Source organism: Sphingobacterium paucimobilis HER1398, from assembly GCF_000416985.1.
In the GTDB taxonomy this organism is placed as follows: domain Bacteria; phylum Bacteroidota; class Bacteroidia; order Sphingobacteriales; family Sphingobacteriaceae; genus Sphingobacterium; species Sphingobacterium paucimobilis.
In genome coordinates this window covers 1-16,749 of sequence record NZ_ATDL01000007.1, presented here as the reverse complement: position 1 = coordinate 16,749, position 16,749 = coordinate 1, and the positions used below count along the sequence as shown (strand labels likewise).

Here is a 16,749-nt window from a genome sequence, read left to right as displayed (position 1 = left end):
TGGAGTTATGCGCAGCTATGTACGCGCTTCGTTGTCTTCGAGGTTCCTATTGTACAATTTTATTCGCACAATTGGTGCTTGCAAAAGACTCTGGCTTCGCTTTGAATACAAATCCCATTCCTAAGATATAGCCCATGGCCTCTTTGAGTGCAATATTGGATTCGAAGTTTGGATTGGTATTGATGTCGGCGTGTACCTCGAGATCGATTGCATACCGATCTAAGATGGGACAGAGGTGGTAGGCCGTTTCTATGGATTTTTGTACTTCTAGGAGCATGCGTTCTTTGATGCTCATGTTGTGGGCCTTTCGGTCTTTGTGGATGAACATAAAACCTCCTTTATGTTCTCGTAGAAAGACGACTACGGTAGCGAATTCCGCCGTTCCACGTTTTACTTGAGAATCCGTGCCAATGAAAACCTTGAGTTTGTTTCCTTGTTGGTTCTCTCTAAGAATTGCCGCTTCAACAGCATCCATAATCGGGAGGCGAAGCCGCTCGCCATTGTATTTTTGCCATTCCATAAGATATGTTTTTGTTGTTTGAATATAGTGTTATCGTGTTCATTATCTGTTAAGTGTGTGTTGTATTTAAGTTATGAAGTTATATTGTTGTCAAGTTGTATAGTCAGAGGTGAAATAGTATACCTGTGAATTTCTAACTTTTTTAGTGCTCTTTTGCGCCATAGGCTAGATCTCCAGCATCTCCAAGACCAGGTACAATATACGATTTGCTAGTCAGTTCATTGTCAACATCTCCAACCCATATTTGTGCCTCCGGTACAAATGCCCTGACATGATCTAGGCCTTCTTGACTCGCTATGATCGCTGCAATATGCATTTCTTTGATGTTATACTCGCTCAAGAGTTCTCTGCAACAAAGTACCAGGCTTTTGCCTGTTGCGAGCATAGGGTCCGATATGATCACGATACGTTCATCCAGATTGGGAGTGTTCTCATATTTACGGTGGATTTCGAATTCACCGCTTTTCTTGGTGTGCCTATAGGCCGCAATAAATCCAGACTCTGCGCGGTCAAAAATGTTCAGAAAGCCTTGATGGTAAGGGAGTCCTGCGCGAATCAAGGTAATCAGGACCGGTTGCTCTGTCAGCATATGCATTTCTGCGATGCCAAGGGGTGTCTCGATTTCCTTTGGCGAATACGTAAATGTTTTACTGATCTCATAAGCCATTACTTCGCCAAGTCTTTCGATATTTCTTCGGAAGCGCATGCTGTCTTTTTGGATTTCCTTATCCCTAAGCTCCGAAATGAAATGGTTGGCAATGCTATTTTCTTTTGTCAGTATGTGAATCATCGTTATGGTATTTGGTCACCAAATTACAAAAAAACTTTTAGGATTGTGCGGTATGCTGTGCAGTTCTAGAAGCTATGGAGGCTTTGAAATGACACATTACCTTGAAAAAAAGGCTGTTTAGTTTCTTTTGCGTCATAATAATCAGCTTTGTCTGTGAAAACGTTCCTGAATTTGGTATTTTTACATAAGAAGGAGCACTATGAAATTTCAACTTACGTCAGAATATTATCCTACCGGAGACCAGCCACAAGCCATAAAGGAATTAGTCCAGGGTGTAAACGAGGGCGATCCCTATCAAACACTGCTGGGCGTTACGGGTTCTGGTAAAACATTTACCGTTGCGAACGTTATTCAAGAAACCCAAAAGCCGACCTTGATACTGAGTCATAATAAGACGCTGGCAGCACAGTTGTACGGTGAGTTCAAGCAGTTCTTTCCGGATAACTCGGTCAACTATTTCGTGTCTTATTACGATTATTATCAACCGGAAGCATTCATAGCCTCTACAAATACCTATATAGAGAAAGATCTGGCCATAAACGAAGAAATCGAGAAATTACGTCTGGCCAGTACTTCGGCATTAATGTCGGGACGTAGAGATGTGATTGTGGTCTCGTCGGTATCCTGTATCTATGGTATGGGAAATCCCGAAGATTTCTCGAGATCTATCTTCCGGTTTGGTGTGGGGATGACAGTCTCTAGAAATGCATTTCTGCACAAATTGGTGGAAATATTATATGCGCGGACTACGACGGAATTCAAGCGTGGTACTTTTCGTGTTAAAGGGGATACTGTAGATATTTACCCCGCCTACCTGGATAATGCCTACCGCGTTTCCTTCTTTGGCGACGAGATTGATGAACTTAGCGAAATAGACCCGGTCACTGGTAAAACATTGTTGAAGCACGAAGCTTTATCGCTTTTTCCGGCGACGTTATTCGTCACACCAAAGGAAAAATTTACGCAATCCATTTGGGCGATACAGGAAGAAATGGTGCAGCGTAAAGCCCAACTTGAAGAAGAGGGACGAATGTTAGAAGCCAAGCGTTTAGAGGAGCGGGTCAATTACGATTTGGAAATGATGCGAGAACTGGGCTACTGCTCGGGGATAGAGAACTATTCCCGCTTCTTTGATGGTCGGGAGCCCGGAATGCGTCCGTTCTGTCTGTTGGATTATTTTCCCGAAGACTACTTGTTGGTCATTGACGAAAGCCATGTGACATTGCCACAATTGAGAGCCATGTATGGAGGTGATCGCTCGCGGAAGATATCACTCGTAGAGCATGGTTTTAGGCTCCCGGCAGCACTAGATAATAGACCGTTGAATTTTCCGGAGTTTGAATCGCTTACGAATCAGACCATATATGTGTCGGCGACTCCCGGGGATTATGAATTACAGCAAACCGAGGGCGTGGTTGTCGAGCAGGTAATTCGTCCTACAGGATTGTTGGATCCAATTATAGAAGTCAGACCGGCTATGAATCAGGTAGATGATTTTTTGGAACAGGTGGACAAAACAATCAAAGAAGGAGGACGTATCCTAGCTACTACGTTGACCAAACGTATGGCAGAGGAATTAACAAAATATATGAGTCGCCTTAATATCAAAGTGCGCTATATCCACTCCGAGGTCAAAACCTTAGAAAGGGTGGAAATATTACGTGGACTGCGCTTAGGGGAGTTCGATGTATTGGTGGGTGTGAACTTGTTACGGGAGGGATTAGATCTTCCCGAAGTAACCCTAGTAGCTATTCTGGATGCGGATAAAGAAGGTTTCCTGCGATCGGAACGCTCCCTTATACAGACTATCGGGCGTGCGGCGCGTAATGATAAAGGCCGTGTGATCATGTACGCCGATAAGATGACCGACAGTATGCGGGTGACAATCGACGAAACCAATAGAAGACGGGATAAGCAAATTGCTTACAATGTTGAACATGGGATTACACCGCGTACCGTCGGAAAAACAAGAGAAGAGATTTTAGAACAGACTTCTGTTGCCGATTTTAAAGGCGGGGAACAAAAGCCTTACGTGGAATCGGATGGGGGTGTACAGGTCGCTGCCGACCCGTTAATAGCTTACATGAGTGAAAAAGATCTCAAGAAAGCAGTGGATACTGTTCGTAAAAGAATGGAAAAAGCAGCGAAAGAGATGGATTTCCTGGAAGCGGCCAAGCTGCGTGATGAAATGTTTACGTTAGAAAAGTCTTATGAAGAACGATTTGGATAGACCTTTATCCAAATCGCTCTTGGTGTTATTTCTTTTCTTGATATAAGGCGGTTTTGTTCAGACTCAGCGTCCAACAGTTGGAATCCTGAACTAAAGTAAACCGGCCATTGGTATAAGTCGTTGCGTTACGTTGATTCAGCATTATACTGTTCTGTTCTTCAGGTATGAATACTTCGGCTTCATTTTTTGAGCTGTCTACCAAGATATAGGCAGAAGTTTGATAGGCGCTGGAGGTATTCAAGGTGTGTAGTGCGATACCCTGTTCAAAGGGCCGTATACATTCACTGCGTAATTGGGACCAAGTGTAACCTGCACTCAGTAGGCAACCATGTTTGTCCTTATCCGCTCCCACAGCGGCTAAAGAGTCAGCTCCAGCATTGGATGATGAAACTTTTGATGATTGACAACTGCTCGTAAAGATCACAAATAGCAATAATAATGACATAGGTGTTTTCATAGTAGATATTTTTAAGTGTCAATAATTTGATGCTTTATTTAAGCGCTATAACCTTTCTGATTCGTGAATCTATCTTGTAGAGCAATTAATGTTCCTAATTTGAATTAATTGGATCAATTGTTCCTTTTTTTGCGGGTAAAAAAAAGAATATCCATTCTCAAGCCTCCTCTGAAAGGAATTTTATAAAAAGATAAACGTTGAGGGCTTCTATTTTGTTTGTTGTATTTTAAAATAAAATTATCTAAGTTTATTCTTTTTCAAATGAAATGGTTTATTCTTTAGTAAATTAATAAACTGAATCAGGAGGAGCTAACCACCCGCTCAAGTGATGACGCAATCACATTATTGGGGGCCTCACGAAAAAATAATAAAAGTAAAATACCTTAATTGATCATTGGGATGAAGAAACCAGTACTGGTTATTAAATTTGGATCTGCATCTATCACAACAGATGGAGAAGTAGACGAGCGGATTGTATTGGAAATTGCACGTCAATGTGCTGTTCTCCAATCGACTTATAATATTGTATTGGTATCCTCGGGTGCTGTAGCAGCGGGTCGACGTTTTATTCCGAGATATACGGGGACATTGGAACAACGTAAAGCTGCGGCAGCAATAGGAAATCCATTATTGATGCGGATCTATTCAACTTATTTCAAGCCTTTTCGCATCGCACTGGCACAAAGCCTTTGTGAACGCCACCATTTTTCAAATAGGGAACAGTTTTTACAGTTAAAAAGTACCTATGAGACCTTGTGGAAGAATAATATTATCCCTGTAGCCAATGAAAATGATGTAGTCAGCAATAAAGAACTGAAATTTTCAGACAATGATGAGTTGGCAACATTGATCGCTGTGGGCTTTGGAGCAGAACAGCTTTTGTTCAGTACTTCGGTGCCTGGTGTGCTGGATGACAAGGGAAATGTCATTCCTTTAATTGAAATCATCGATAAAGATGCCCTCGCTCTGGCCCGTAAGGAAAAATCAACAGTTGGCCTAGGAGGTATGACTTCCAAGTTAAACTTTGCCCGATTGGCAACGCAGATGGGGATACAAGCTGTTATTTTTAGTATGCAGACCCCAGATGGTATTTTAAAGGCTATCTCGGGTGAGACCGGAACGGTGTGTCTGGCGCAGAAGAAGAAGGTTTCTTCTCGAAACAAATGGTTGGCCAGTGGCAGTCTCATCGCAGGTCTGGTCAAAGTAGATCAAGGTGCGCTGCAAGCGATTCAGCAGCGGAAAAGCCTATTGGCTGTCGGTATCGCTGAGGTGGTGGGAGAATTTGAAGCGGGAGAGGTCTTTCAGATTGCAGATCGCGAGGGGGTGGTGCAGGCTGTGGCCAAAGCAAAAATCGATTCCGTTGCTTTGAAGAAATCAGATACCAAGAAAAATATAGCATTGGCACATGCAGATGATATTGTGCTATTGTAAGTTGAATAAGAAGACGCTAAGTATAAAATAGTAAAGAGTAAGGAAATGAACACTATACAGCAGCAATTATCTGATAGCCGTGTTGCTAAACAAGCTATAAATGAATTGCGAATCCAGGATAAGCAACGGGTATTAGAGCGGATCGCATCGCTCTTGCAGATCCATAGCAATGAGGTCTTGCAGCAGAATCAACTCGACTTAGAGCGGATGGAGAATGACGATCCCAAGTATGACCGACTGAAGTTAACGGTGGAACGGATTGAAGGGCTGGCCCAAAGTGTGCTGGATATAAGCAGACTGGCGGATCCTACTGATCGGTTGCTGAGCACAAAGAAGCTGGACAACGGGCTCTTGGTCGAAAAAAGGACGGTTGCTCTAGGCGTGGTGGGGGTGATTTATGAGTCGAGGCCCAATGTTACGATCGATGTTGCTGCATTGTGCATACAATCGGGAAATGTATGTCTGCTGCGAGGGGGAAGTGATGCATGGTATACCAATCGTTATTTGGTAGGTCTCCTACGGCAGGCGCTGGTGGAGTGTGGTACAGATCCGAATATTGTACAATTATTGCCTACGGAACGGGCTTTGGTCAATGAGCTGCTGGAAGCTGTTCGCTATGTGGATATCATTATCCCACGTGGATCGCAGGGGCTGATTGATTTTGTACGTCAACATGCGAAAGTACCTGTGATAGAAACAGGGGCTGGGGTCTGTCATACGTATGTCGAAGCCAGTGCCGACCTGGCCAAAGCAGCTCGTATTGTTGCGAATGCCAAGATCTCACGGCCTTCGGTATGTAATGCCCTGGATACGGTACTCGTAGATGACAAGATCGATAAGCAGTTTATAGAACAGCTTATACCATATTTTTCAGAAGCTGCGGTTGATGTTTTTGCTTCGGACAAGTTATATGACATTTTTAAAGACGCAGGTTACCCTTTTATACACCGTGCAGACGATGCTGATTTTGGGCGTGAATTTTTAGATTTAAAGTGTTCAATCAAAGAAGTGGACGGTTTGGAGGAGGCACTGACGCATATTGCCCATTATTCGTCCAAACATTCGGAATGTATTGTGTCGCAAGATTCAATTAAAATTACGAAATTTATGCGGTCTGTGGATGCAGCAGCAGTTTATTCCAATGCCTCGACCCGCTTTACCGACGGAGGGGAATTTGGTTTAGGAGCAGAGATCGGTATCTCTACACAGAAACTGCATGCGCGTGGTCCTTTTGCCTTAGAAAAATTAGTGACAGAAAAATGGTTTGTCACTGGCGACGGACAAATTAGATAATTGCTCATGGGAATTCGATACGAAAAAGACACCATACTGAATTGGATAAATGAGATGGGAAAGTTTCTCCGGCTTTTGGTGGAGAAGTGGGAAGGATTAGAAGAGGTCTCCGCACCGGTTGATATAGCTGCAGGCTATGAAGATTTCTTTAACGAAAAAAGAGACTATTTTGTACGTATCAGCGATGCTGAACTTATAACCTATAGCAAGAGCCTGGAACAGGAACAGATCCGTCCTTTGGCGCAGCTCCTGATGTACGATGGATTGATGAACAAGGACAATGGATTGCTACGGAAGGCAAAGGCTCTATTTGAGTGTCATATGCAACAGACCGGTAGTTTCTCTTTTGAAGACTACGGCTTTCTCCATCAGATTGAAAAAAATATCCGTTAGCGCTATGGCGTTAACGGAGTACTTCTCGGGCTATTACCAAGCGTTGTATTTCTGAGGTGCCTTCGTAAATCTGTGTGATTTTGGCATCGCGCATCAGTCGTTCGACGTGATATTCTTTTACATACCCATATCCACCATGTATCTGTACCGCCTCTACGGTATGTTTCATGGCTACTTCTGAAGCATGCAGTTTGGCCATGGCGGCCTCTTTGCCATAGGGCAATCCTTGGTCTTTGGTCCAAGCGGCTTTATGGGTCAATAATCGTGCAGCTTCAATCTCAACCTCCATATCGGCCAGTTTAAATTGTATGGCTTGGTGTGTCGATATCGGCTTGCCAAAAGTTTTTCTTTCCTTGGCGTATGCTAGTGCAAGGTCATACGCTCCGGCAGCAATCCCCAAGGCTTGTGCCGCTATACCGATACGACCGCCATCCAGTGTCATCATGGCAAACTTGAATCCGAAGCCATCCTCGCCAATACGATTCTCTTTGGGTACGATGACATCTGTGAATAACAAAGAATGAGTGTCCGAGCTCCGTATGCCCAATTTGTTTTCTTTGGGACCAATTGTAAAGCCAGCTGTTCCTTTCTCTACGATCAGCACATTAATACCTTTATGCCCCAGTTCGGGATGCGTCTGTGCGATCACCAGATAAATATCTGCATTTCCACCATTGGTAATCCAGTTTTTTGTGCCGTTGAGCAGGTAATGATCTCCCATGTCAGCAGCAATAGTGTGCTGGGAGGATGCATCTGAACCCGCCTCTGGCTCGGATAGGGCAAAGGCACCCAGTTTTTCCCCTTTTGCGAGGGGAATGAGATACTTTTGCTTTTGTTCTTCGCTACCGTATGCCTCCAGCCCCCACAGTACTAGTGAATTGTGAGCCGACATGATGACGGCAGTGGAAGCATCTACCTTGGCTATCTCTTCGAGGGCCAGTACATAAGCAAGGCTGTCCATACCTGCGCCACCATATTGGTCGGAAGTCATGATTCCCATAAATCCCAATTCCCCCATTTTTTTTACGAAGTCTGTAGGGAACAGCGCTTTCTCATCCCGCTCGATGACATCTTTTTTTAGCTCTTCGGCAAATTCCCTGGCCGCATCACGTATCATTCTATGCTCTTCTGATAACTCGAAATTCATGGTGTATCGTCTATTTGGTTCTATCAAATATAATTATTTTTATTATGCATGCATAATAAAAATATAAAATTTATTCTTAATTATTTGGTGATTATCTAAAAGTCTACTATATTAGTAGAATATATAGGTTATTAAATTTTATCCATATGAGTTTAAGACTAGGTGATGATGCGCCAAATTTTAAAGCGCAAACGACAATAGGTGATATCGATTTCTACGACTACATCCAAGGTAGCTGGGCGGTATTATATTCCCACCCTTCCGATTTTACGCCAGTATGTACTACAGAACTTGGCCGTACGGCACAGTTGAAGTCCGAGTTCGAAAAACGAAATGTTAAAGTATTGGCTTTGAGTGTCGATGGTGTACAGGACCATCTGGAGTGGGTTAAAGATATCAATGAGACCCAAAATACGACGGTCGACTTTCCGATTATTGCAGACGAGGATCGTCATGTGGCGGGGCTATATGATATGATCCATCCCAACGCTTCCACAACCTTTACGGTACGCTCTGTATTTGTTATCGGTCCAGACCGCAAGATCAAATTGACTCTTACTTATCCCGCGTCTACTGGTCGTAATTTTTACGAGATCCTTCGCGTTATAGACTCCTTACAGCTTACTGCTGAATATTCTGTGGCAACGCCTGCGGATTGGAAAGATGGGGAAGATGTTATTGTAGTTCCGGCGATTAAAACGGAAGACATTCCAGCGAAGTTTCCGAAAGGGTTTACAGAGATCAAACCCTATTTAAGAGTTACACCACAGCCTAATAAGTAGGCCAGTTCTGTTATATATAAAAGAGGGGGACGAAATTGCCAGAAGGCTTTTTCGATCCCCCTCTTGCTTAGGTTGATTCGCTGTCTTTAATATCCTGGATTTTGCGTTAACCCTTTTCCCAAACCGATCTGAGCGGCTGGTATAGGGTATAGAAAATACCGCTCGTCCTGGAGATTCTTATATTTATGCAGTGCCAATTTTGTTCGACAAAAGTCGAACCAGGTTTCCCCTTCAAATAACAGTTCTCTTTCTTTTTCTTCTTGCACGGCTGTGATAAAGTCCGCTACAGTGGCATAGTCACCGATCGGTACAATATGCCCTGCTCGCTCTTGGACTGCTTTCAGACTTTCGTACGCCGACTGGCTGGTGGTATTGTCGATACGTGCCTTTGCTTCAGCATGGATGAGATAGATCTCTGCAAGGCGAATCGCCGTCACGTTTTGACTCGCTGGAGAAAAGTTAGGAAACTTGCCCATGAAATAGTTGCCTTTGCTTCCTTTTTTGATAACGAAGGATTTACGTTTATCCTCGTCGGCATACAGATCTAACAGTGTGCTGTCCTTTGCGAAAAATAGAACACTGGCATTATCGTTGGCTACGGCAGCTAAGGGGTTGGTCGCTTGTGCATCAAATTGTATTTCAAAAATAGCCTCATTGCTGTTCTGCATCGTCCATATGCTGGCGTAGTCTGCTGCCAGGCCATACTTCTTAGACAGGATAACTTCTTCTGACAAACGAAGTGCATCCTTGTAATCGTTGGTAAAGGCTGCCTGATACAGGTATACCTTGGCCAGAAGTGCCTTTGCAGCCCAGTGCGATGCACGTCCGCGAGCCGCATCTCCAGTATAGGTGTTTTCTGCGGGCAGCAGATTAGCTGCATCGTTCAGATCTTTTATAATCTGTGTATATACTTCCTCTTTTTCCGATTGCTGAATATCCAATTCACTACTTTCCTTGGTGTAGGTCGTTTTTAACGGTATGCGTCCAAAAGCCCTTACCAAGAAGAAATAATTAAACGCCCGAATAAACTTAGCCTCGCCGATGAAGCTGTTTTTCTTCTGTTCTGTGATCATCTCTTCGGTCATGTTGGGGACTTCTTCGATGATCTGATTGGCCGCATTGATGGTGGTGTAGAGTGCTTTCCACATGTTGGAGGTCCAGGGGTTAATGGTCTGTACCTGATGTGTTGCAAAATTTTCATACTCAGGGTATTGTGCCGAGTGTCTTACGTGTTGCGCCGAAAATTCAGGAACAATAAGTGTCGACTGTCCGTAAGAATAGGAGTTCATCATGCTGCGGTACATACCCATTAGCGCGGAATTAGCGTTGGTTTCTGAATTAAAGTATGTGTCTTGACCGATCTGTCCTAGAGGTGCACGGTCCAGAAACTTATCGCAGGACGTCAGGCTGAGTGTCACCGACGTGAGAAATAGCAGGTATATTATATTCTGTCTCATAGTAGTTTTTAAAATGTCAAGTTAAAGCCTGTTGTAAAAATGCGTGGCTGTGGATAGCTGCCATAATCGTAGCCATAGATCAGGCCGGTATTTGCACCACCATGACTGGAGCTGACCTCTGGATCATAACCTCTGTATTTGGTAAATACATATGCATTCTGTACCGTAGCATACCAACGCAGTTTTTTTACTTTCAACTTTTCGGACAGTGCAGAAGGGAAAGAGTAACCCAGCGTGATGTTGCGTATACGGAAAAAAGAACCATCCTCGACAAATCGAGACGATACTGCTCCATTGTTTAGATCTCCAGGAGCCGGACGTGGTACATCGGTTACGTCTCCCGGATTTTTCCAGCGATCCACGAGGTCTATAAATTGATTCGAACTCGGGTTGAAGCCCTCTAAGCCCGATGCTAGGTTATAGTTGAAAATGTCATTGCCATAGGTGAATTGTCCCAAGATGCTGAGATCAAAGTTTTTATAGGAGAAGCTGTTGCTGATGCCTCCAAAAAAGTCGGGGTTAGGATCACCTATCATGACATGGTCGGCATAGTCTGTGGGAAGTACCATAGAGCCATCGACTCCCAGATAATCGATCATACCGGTTTGGGTATTTACCCCCATCGCTTTCCATCCGTAAAAAACGCCCAATGGCTCACCTGGCCTTGCTCTATTGAGATCGCCCACACCACCGCGCATTTCGTCGAGACCATGAGGTAGTGCGACAACTTTGTTTCTATTGAAAGTCATGTTGAGTGAGGTAGACCACTTGAAGGCACCTACTAGATTCTTGCTGGTCAGCTCAAATTCAAAACCTTTGTTTTCAATGTCTCCGGAATTGGTAAACCGCGTTTCATAGCCCGAACTGGTCAATATAGGAAGTCCAATAAGAAGATCTGTTGTTTTCTTTTGGTAGTAGTCGGCCAATAAAGAGATTCTGTCGTTAAAGAATCCTGCGTCTATACCGATATTCCATTGCTGGGTAGTCTCCCATTTTAAACCGTTGTCACCGAGTACATTCGGAAGGAATCCGGGTGTTCCCATATAATTGTTGCCTCCGGTATACATCGAGCGGCTAGCGTAGTTGCCAATGTTTTGGTTACCTGTGATACCCCAACTGGCCCGTAGCTTTAGGTCGTTAATAACGCTAACATCTTGCATGAAATCTTCTTGCTTGATCCGCCACGCCCCGGCAAAAGAAGGGAAGACAGCCCAACGGTTGTCTTTCCCGAAGCGGGAAGAACCGTCTGAGCGTATATTGGCATTGAATATATACTTGTCGTTATAGATATAGGTAGCCCGTGCAAAGCCGGAAGCGATAGCCCATTCCTCTGGATAAGAGTTAGCGCCGTTGATGACACCCCCTGCGGTGATGTAGGAAATATCATTACTCGGAAAGTTGGACCGTTGGGCATGTACAAAATCGATACGTGATTCCTGGAAAGAAAAACCGCCTAGAACATTTAAACTGTGTGCACCAAACAACTTGTCATAGGTTAGTGTGGTCTCGTTGATCCATAGCTGATCTCTCGTATTCCGGCGTGCACCGATTCCGCCTTGACTCACATACGAGCGCAGTCCGTTTGGAGGCATAAAGAAGGTCTCATCGATAAAGCTTACATCGGTTCCAAAGCTTGTTTTTAATAATAATTCAGGGATGATATTGTATTCAGCGCTGGCATTGGCCAGTATTCTGAACGTCTGTGCTTCATTGGTAGGCAGTTCTAACATGGCGACAGGATTCTCCCGCGTTGCACGTACTTGATCATATACATAATTGCCTTTTTCATCAAATACACTCAGATTGGGAGGGGAGAATATTCCACTTTTAGTAGCTCCCTCTTTGGAGTTTTCTTCCTGTACACGTTGGTTGACTGCACGCGTTAGATTTATAGCTGTCGAAAATCTTAGTTTGTCACTGTGCGCATGATCTAAATTGATACGACCACTCAATCGATTGAAATCGGATCCGAGCAATACACCACCTTGTTTCATGTAGCCTACAGAGGTGTAATATGTTGTTTTGTCATTTCCACCATTGGCAGAAAGTTCATAACTTCTCATTGGAGCAGTTCTGAACACGGCATCCTGCCAATTGGTATTTATATCTGGGTTTGCAAATATCTGATTGTCGGCTTTATTGGTGTCGATACCGAGTTCTAACCTGATTCTATAGTAGTCGCGCATATAGTCCTGATATTGCTCGGTATTCATCATGTCATAATATCGTTCGCGGGGTACCTGCGAAAATCCTTCGTACATGTTGAAGTTAAACTGACTGTGACCAGGCGTACCTTTTTTTGTCGTGATCAACACGACACCGTTGGCTGCTCTCGAGCCGTAGATCGAGGAGGAAGCCGCGTCTTTTAAAACTTCGATAGACTGTACGTCTGAAGGGTTAATAGAGGCAAGGACATTGATCCCTTGGGTTCCTCCACCAAAATCAAAGGTAGAGCCTCCGGTAAAGTTGGTCGTACTGTTGACAGGAATCCCGTCCACGACGTACAACGGATCAGAACTTGCGTTGATAGACGTGGTGCCTCGTACGCGTATGCTGATACCGCCGCCGGGCGAACCCGATTTTTGTGTGACCTGTACACCTCCGGCTTTACCTTGTATGGCTTGTGTGATGCTGGGGAGAACTTCGTCTTCGATATCCTTGGCTCCAATACTGGATACCGCAGTAGGTAGTGTAGCTCGTTTCATGGTGCCATAACCTACAGAAACCACCTGTACAGATTCAATTGTGTTGGTTTCTGTAGCCAAGACTACCCGTACGTCTTTTCTGTCTCCCACGGTTTGGGTCAGAGATTTATAACCTACATAACTGAAGCGCAATCTGTTTTTGGCCTGCGCAGTGATTTTGAACCGACCGTCTTCGTCTGTAAGAACTGTTGTTTTGGTACCCTCTACAGAAACCGATGCTCCTGGTATTGGACCCTCTGGACCACTTACGAGACCTGTTATTGTATTTTTGGAAAGAATGGTGCTGTCTGTATTAGCAGAGTCTGCAAGAGCCGCATTCGGCGTCTTTATGGCTACGCTGTGCTCCACAGGGACCGAAGTACTGTCTACAGCAGAATCGGCCTTAGCCTCTTCTTCCACAGGTAGAGTTGCCATAATATGGCGTTGATTGTTGACATGTATTTCTGTTCGTAGGAAACCTGACTTTAATAGAACCAATATGCCATTAGGGCTGGCAGCTATTTTAAAGGTTCCTGTTGCATCGGAGACAACAGTATTGCTTGTTCCTTTTTCTGAAATGACGACCCCTTCTAAAGCTGTCCCTGCGGCGTCTTTGACTTGCCCAGAGACCGATAAAGAATCTGTATTTGACAGCGATGGAGGTTTGGACAGTTTAGTCGTTTCCGTATAGAACTGGTGGGATTGAATTGCTGCTCGTGTTGCGTTGTGAAAAATAGTGAGTGTACATGTTAAAAATAATACGCGATAAATATGAAGTATCATAAATTAAAAATTATATAGAGATTCTGAAAGAAATAGAAAATTTCCGGCAAATACTGTCTGGCGAAGAGGGCTGTTATCGAATATGGTAGTCATACTGTTATTATATCATTCTTGTTACATGGTAGTGCATGTTATAACAATAAACGCTCTAAAAACACATTTGTTGTTTAACGATTTCTTTTTTTTAGAAAAGAGCAGTTTAGAAAAGACAGTATTTTGACCTATGGCATTGCCGGTAAGGTGCTTAGGTGAAGGGAAAAAAATAAAGCAGATATCCTTTTTCAGAACATCTGCTTTACTATTTGGACTATCCTAGGTATAACCTTGTGTGAGATAATCCTGATTTTGATTTATTGAAACAAATTTGACTAAAAGACCTTTACGATATAGATGTAGTCTTGCAGTTTCTTGATCTGCTCCGTTCGTGGGAGCGTTGATAGCATATTTTTATTATTTAAGAAGATGTTGCCTTTTAAGGAGTCTGCAGGGATCTTGTTGAGTGTTTCTACAAGTTCTTTCGTCTTGATCGCAAATGCTGCACCATCTATTCCTTTTTGCTTACCGGATATGATTCCAATGATATTTCCCTGGTTGTCCAGTACAGGGCCTCCACTATTTCCAGGATTGACAGGAATGGAGATTTGGTAGGCGATCGTGTCACCAGCATACCCTGTATTCGAACTTAAATACCCTTGTCCATAAACCGCCTCGTCTCTAGGGAATCCCAGTGTGAAGATATCCTCACCCAGTTCTGAACTTTGTTTTTTGAATGTGTAGGGTATATTCTTCAAAATTTTAAAGCTTGGATCTGCGATGTGTAAGATTGCAAGATCTTTTTGAGGATCGGTGTAGACAATCTGGGCCTTATAGGCTTGTCCTTTTACACTCTGAAGATGTACAGAGTCTGCCCCATTGATCACGTGATAATTAGTGACAACATATCCGTCACGGGTCAGCATGAAGCCAGTCGCGCCGAAGTGTATGGGGGACGAGTTCTTGTTTTTGTCGTTGTTAATGTTTTGTATGGCTTTATTCTGTTCGGTCACGTTCTTTTTGACAGAGTTCATCTCTCGACGCAATGCACTATAGTCCGTATTTGCTTTTTTGATGTTTGCGAAATATCCCGTGATCCATAGGGTAGAAAAAACAGAAATCAAGGCCACTGCTGCCGCGACTCCAGCATTTACCTGTAGCTTGCTCCATAGTGAAGTTGTCTTTTGACCTGTTTTATGGTATTTCGTTGCTTCAAAGGCATTTCCTTCTGCGATGAGCGCCTGTTGGAATGCATGGCGCGTCTCGTTCTTTTCCAAGTCCTGTACAAACAAACGATGCTGTTCAAATACTTCCGCATAGCTGGGCTCTGTCTGACAGAAGTTCTCGAATGCTATAGCATCTTCAGCAGCAAGTTCGCCTCGTAAATACTGATCGGCCCACTCGATAAAATCATGTCTTTGCATACTACTCACTTTTCAAGAGATGAATTAAAAAATATCTTTTTGAGTCGTTGTAGGCATTTGTACTTTTGTGTCTTTGCATTGTCGGTGTTGGTATAACCAAATTTGTCCCGTATGTCTTGCATGGACATGTTAGTAATATAGAAGTCTTTCAGGAGCGTCTGGCAAGGTTCGCCCAATTGGGATAGCGCCTTGTTCATCTGATCAAACTTCAGCTCCGTTTCCTCGTGTCGCTCCAGATCATCCTCTATACCTAAGAGATCTTCAAAATCAGAAATATCAGATGTGTTGGCCGAATTTCCTTTTCGTGTCAGCTGTTTCAGCCAAAGTCTCCTGGATACCGCGTATAAAAAAGTCCCAAGTTTACTACTTAACTCAAATTTTTGTTGAGTAATCTTATCGTACAATACCATCACCGCTTCCTGAAAGATATCTTTCGCTTCATCCTCAGATCCACTGTTGTTAACGATCATTCGTGATATCAAAGGAAAATAGATCTTATAGATCTTATTGATAGCTTTGCTATCTCCTTTTGATACCCCATCGACAATCTCCTGGTCTGAAATTTCTGCGGGAAGTATTTGTCTTATCTTACTCACTTATTAATACTTTAAAACTCAAATAGTAACCCTTGTCTTTGTGAAATTAATAAAGAAAAATAGTTTCCTGCCTTTCTTACAGCGTTTAATCTCCGACTGAGATACTTTCTGACCTTGAATATACGCACTTTTGTAAAAATACTTAATCAAACCTAATAGTATTTTTGATGAAATACGAATGAGGCTCTTAAAAAAATGCTATAGACTTGTTAACGAATAACTTGTTGTTTAAGTATGTTGTCTATTGTAAAAAAAGAGATTTATTGAAGAGAAATAGGGTGGAGGGGGGGAAACAAAAAAAGGCATCCTCAATGGATACCTTTATTGTTTTCTTAGCGATCTGGACGGGACTCGAACGGGCGACTCTTCCGATGAATCGGAATATGCTAACCAGCTGAACTACCAGGCCTAAGTATTTTAATTGTTGTTGAAGGATTTTTAAGGATTTGGCTATAAACAACAAAAGGCATCCTCAATGGACACCTTTATTGTTTTCTTAGCGGTCTGGACGTGACTCGAGCGGGCGACTCTTCCGATGAATCGGAATATGCTAACCAGCTGAACTACCAGGCCTAAGTATTTTAATTGTTGTTGAAGGATTTTTAAGGATTTGGCTATAAACAACAAAAGGCATCCACAATGGACACCTTTATTGTTTTCTTAGCGGTCTGGACGTGACTCGAGCGGGCGACTCTTCCGATGAATCGGAATATGCTAACCAGCTGAACT

General features: G+C 43.3%; 13 protein-coding genes. 5 read left to right on the top strand and 8 right to left on the bottom strand.

Annotated elements, in window-relative coordinates; all coding sequences use genetic code 11:
• Positions 1–46: 46 nt before the first annotated feature.
• Positions 47–520: a ribonuclease H-like YkuK family protein gene (locus M472_RS28900; protein WP_021069344.1), complete on the bottom strand. Its 474-nt coding sequence runs from the start codon at positions 518–520 to the stop codon at positions 47–49.
• 142 nt (positions 521–662) lie between these two features.
• Positions 663–1,310 carry a uracil phosphoribosyltransferase gene (gene upp, locus M472_RS28895; protein ID WP_021069343.1) on the bottom strand — a complete coding sequence of 216 codons (648 nt, stop codon included), beginning with the start codon at positions 1,308–1,310 and terminating at the stop codon, positions 663–665.
• Between the two features lie 199 nt (positions 1,311–1,509).
• On the opposite strand from upp, the gene uvrB reads away from it, so the two are divergent.
• Positions 1,510–3,540 (top strand): excinuclease ABC subunit UvrB, encoded by a 2,031-nt coding sequence (uvrB, locus tag M472_RS28890; protein ID WP_021069342.1) that lies wholly within the window; start codon positions 1,510–1,512, stop codon positions 3,538–3,540.
• A 25-nt stretch (positions 3,541–3,565) separates the two neighbouring features.
• Here the strand turns inward: uvrB and M472_RS44390 are convergent, their stop codons facing one another.
• Entirely contained in the window at positions 3,566–3,997 is a 432-nt protein-coding gene (locus M472_RS44390) for a hypothetical protein (protein ID WP_021069341.1), read from the bottom strand.
• Positions 3,998–4,396: 399 nt separating this feature from the next.
• Here M472_RS44390 and proB point away from each other — a divergent pair, with 399 nt between their 5' ends.
• The 3 genes from proB to M472_RS28875 are packed head-to-tail and all read left to right on the top strand — an operon-like array spanning position 4,397 to position 7,114.
• The gene (gene proB / locus M472_RS28885; RefSeq protein ID WP_021069340.1) at positions 4,397–5,428 is read left to right on the top strand and encodes a glutamate 5-kinase; all 1,032 of its coding nucleotides are present in this window, start codon (positions 4,397–4,399) and stop codon (positions 5,426–5,428) included.
• Positions 5,429–5,473: 45 nt separating this feature from the next.
• On the top strand, positions 5,474–6,721 hold the full coding sequence (locus tag M472_RS28880; RefSeq protein WP_021069339.1) for a glutamate-5-semialdehyde dehydrogenase: 1,248 nt from the start codon (positions 5,474–5,476) through the stop codon (positions 6,719–6,721).
• A 6-nt stretch (positions 6,722–6,727) separates the two neighbouring features.
• A complete protein-coding gene (locus M472_RS28875; RefSeq protein ID WP_021069338.1) occupies positions 6,728–7,114 on the top strand; it encodes a hypothetical protein in 387 nt (128 codons plus the stop codon).
• A gap of 10 nt (positions 7,115–7,124) precedes the next feature.
• Here the strand turns inward: M472_RS28875 and M472_RS28870 are convergent, their stop codons facing one another.
• Complete coding sequence (locus tag M472_RS28870) at positions 7,125–8,261, bottom strand: acyl-CoA dehydrogenase (RefSeq protein WP_021069337.1); 1,137 nt, start codon at positions 8,259–8,261, stop codon at positions 7,125–7,127.
• Between the two features lie 146 nt (positions 8,262–8,407).
• Between M472_RS28870 and M472_RS28865 the strand changes: the two genes are divergently transcribed.
• On the top strand, positions 8,408–9,043 hold the full coding sequence (locus M472_RS28865; protein ID WP_021069336.1) for a peroxiredoxin: 636 nt from the start codon (positions 8,408–8,410) through the stop codon (positions 9,041–9,043).
• 86 nt (positions 9,044–9,129) lie between these two features.
• On the opposite strand, the gene M472_RS28860 is transcribed toward M472_RS28865, so the two are convergent.
• The 4 genes from M472_RS28860 to M472_RS28845 form a co-directional block, all read right to left on the bottom strand.
• The gene (locus M472_RS28860; RefSeq protein WP_021069335.1) at positions 9,130–10,500 is read right to left on the bottom strand and encodes a RagB/SusD family nutrient uptake outer membrane protein; all 1,371 of its coding nucleotides are present in this window, start codon (positions 10,498–10,500) and stop codon (positions 9,130–9,132) included.
• Positions 10,501–10,508: 8 nt separating this feature from the next.
• A complete protein-coding gene (locus tag M472_RS28855) occupies positions 10,509–13,967 on the bottom strand; it encodes a SusC/RagA family TonB-linked outer membrane protein (protein ID WP_021069334.1) in 3,459 nt (1,152 codons plus the stop codon).
• A 368-nt stretch (positions 13,968–14,335) separates the two neighbouring features.
• Positions 14,336–15,424 (bottom strand): S1C family serine protease, encoded by a 1,089-nt coding sequence (locus tag M472_RS28850; protein WP_021069333.1) that lies wholly within the window; start codon positions 15,422–15,424, stop codon positions 14,336–14,338.
• Positions 15,425–15,429: 5 nt separating this feature from the next.
• Entirely contained in the window at positions 15,430–16,020 is a 591-nt protein-coding gene (locus tag M472_RS28845) for an RNA polymerase sigma factor (RefSeq protein ID WP_021069332.1), read from the bottom strand.
• Between the last annotated feature and the right edge of the window lie 729 nt (positions 16,021–16,749).

What these genes read in the sequence shown, in the direction of transcription:
- M472_RS28900 (WP_021069344.1), bottom strand. Translation starts at nt 520, where the DNA reads ATGGAATGGCAAAAATACAATGGCGAGCGGCTTCGCCTCCCGATTATG.
- upp (WP_021069343.1), bottom strand. Translation starts at nt 1,310, where the DNA reads ATGATTCACATACTGACAAAAGAAAATAGCATTGCCAACCATTTCATT.
- uvrB (WP_021069342.1), top strand. Translation starts at nt 1,510, where the DNA reads ATGAAATTTCAACTTACGTCAGAATATTATCCTACCGGAGACCAGCCA.
- M472_RS44390 (WP_021069341.1), bottom strand. Translation starts at nt 3,997, where the DNA reads ATGAAAACACCTATGTCATTATTATTGCTATTTGTGATCTTTACGAGC.
- proB (WP_021069340.1), top strand. Translation starts at nt 4,397, where the DNA reads ATGAAGAAACCAGTACTGGTTATTAAATTTGGATCTGCATCTATCACA.
- M472_RS28880 (WP_021069339.1), top strand. Translation starts at nt 5,474, where the DNA reads ATGAACACTATACAGCAGCAATTATCTGATAGCCGTGTTGCTAAACAA.
- M472_RS28875 (WP_021069338.1), top strand. Translation starts at nt 6,728, where the DNA reads ATGGGAATTCGATACGAAAAAGACACCATACTGAATTGGATAAATGAG.
- M472_RS28870 (WP_021069337.1), bottom strand. Translation starts at nt 8,261, where the DNA reads ATGAATTTCGAGTTATCAGAAGAGCATAGAATGATACGTGATGCGGCC.
- M472_RS28865 (WP_021069336.1), top strand. Translation starts at nt 8,408, where the DNA reads ATGAGTTTAAGACTAGGTGATGATGCGCCAAATTTTAAAGCGCAAACG.
- M472_RS28860 (WP_021069335.1), bottom strand. Translation starts at nt 10,500, where the DNA reads ATGAGACAGAATATAATATACCTGCTATTTCTCACGTCGGTGACACTC.
- M472_RS28855 (WP_021069334.1), bottom strand. Translation starts at nt 13,967, where the DNA reads ATGATACTTCATATTTATCGCGTATTATTTTTAACATGTACACTCACT.
- M472_RS28850 (WP_021069333.1), bottom strand. Translation starts at nt 15,424, where the DNA reads ATGCAAAGACATGATTTTATCGAGTGGGCCGATCAGTATTTACGAGGC.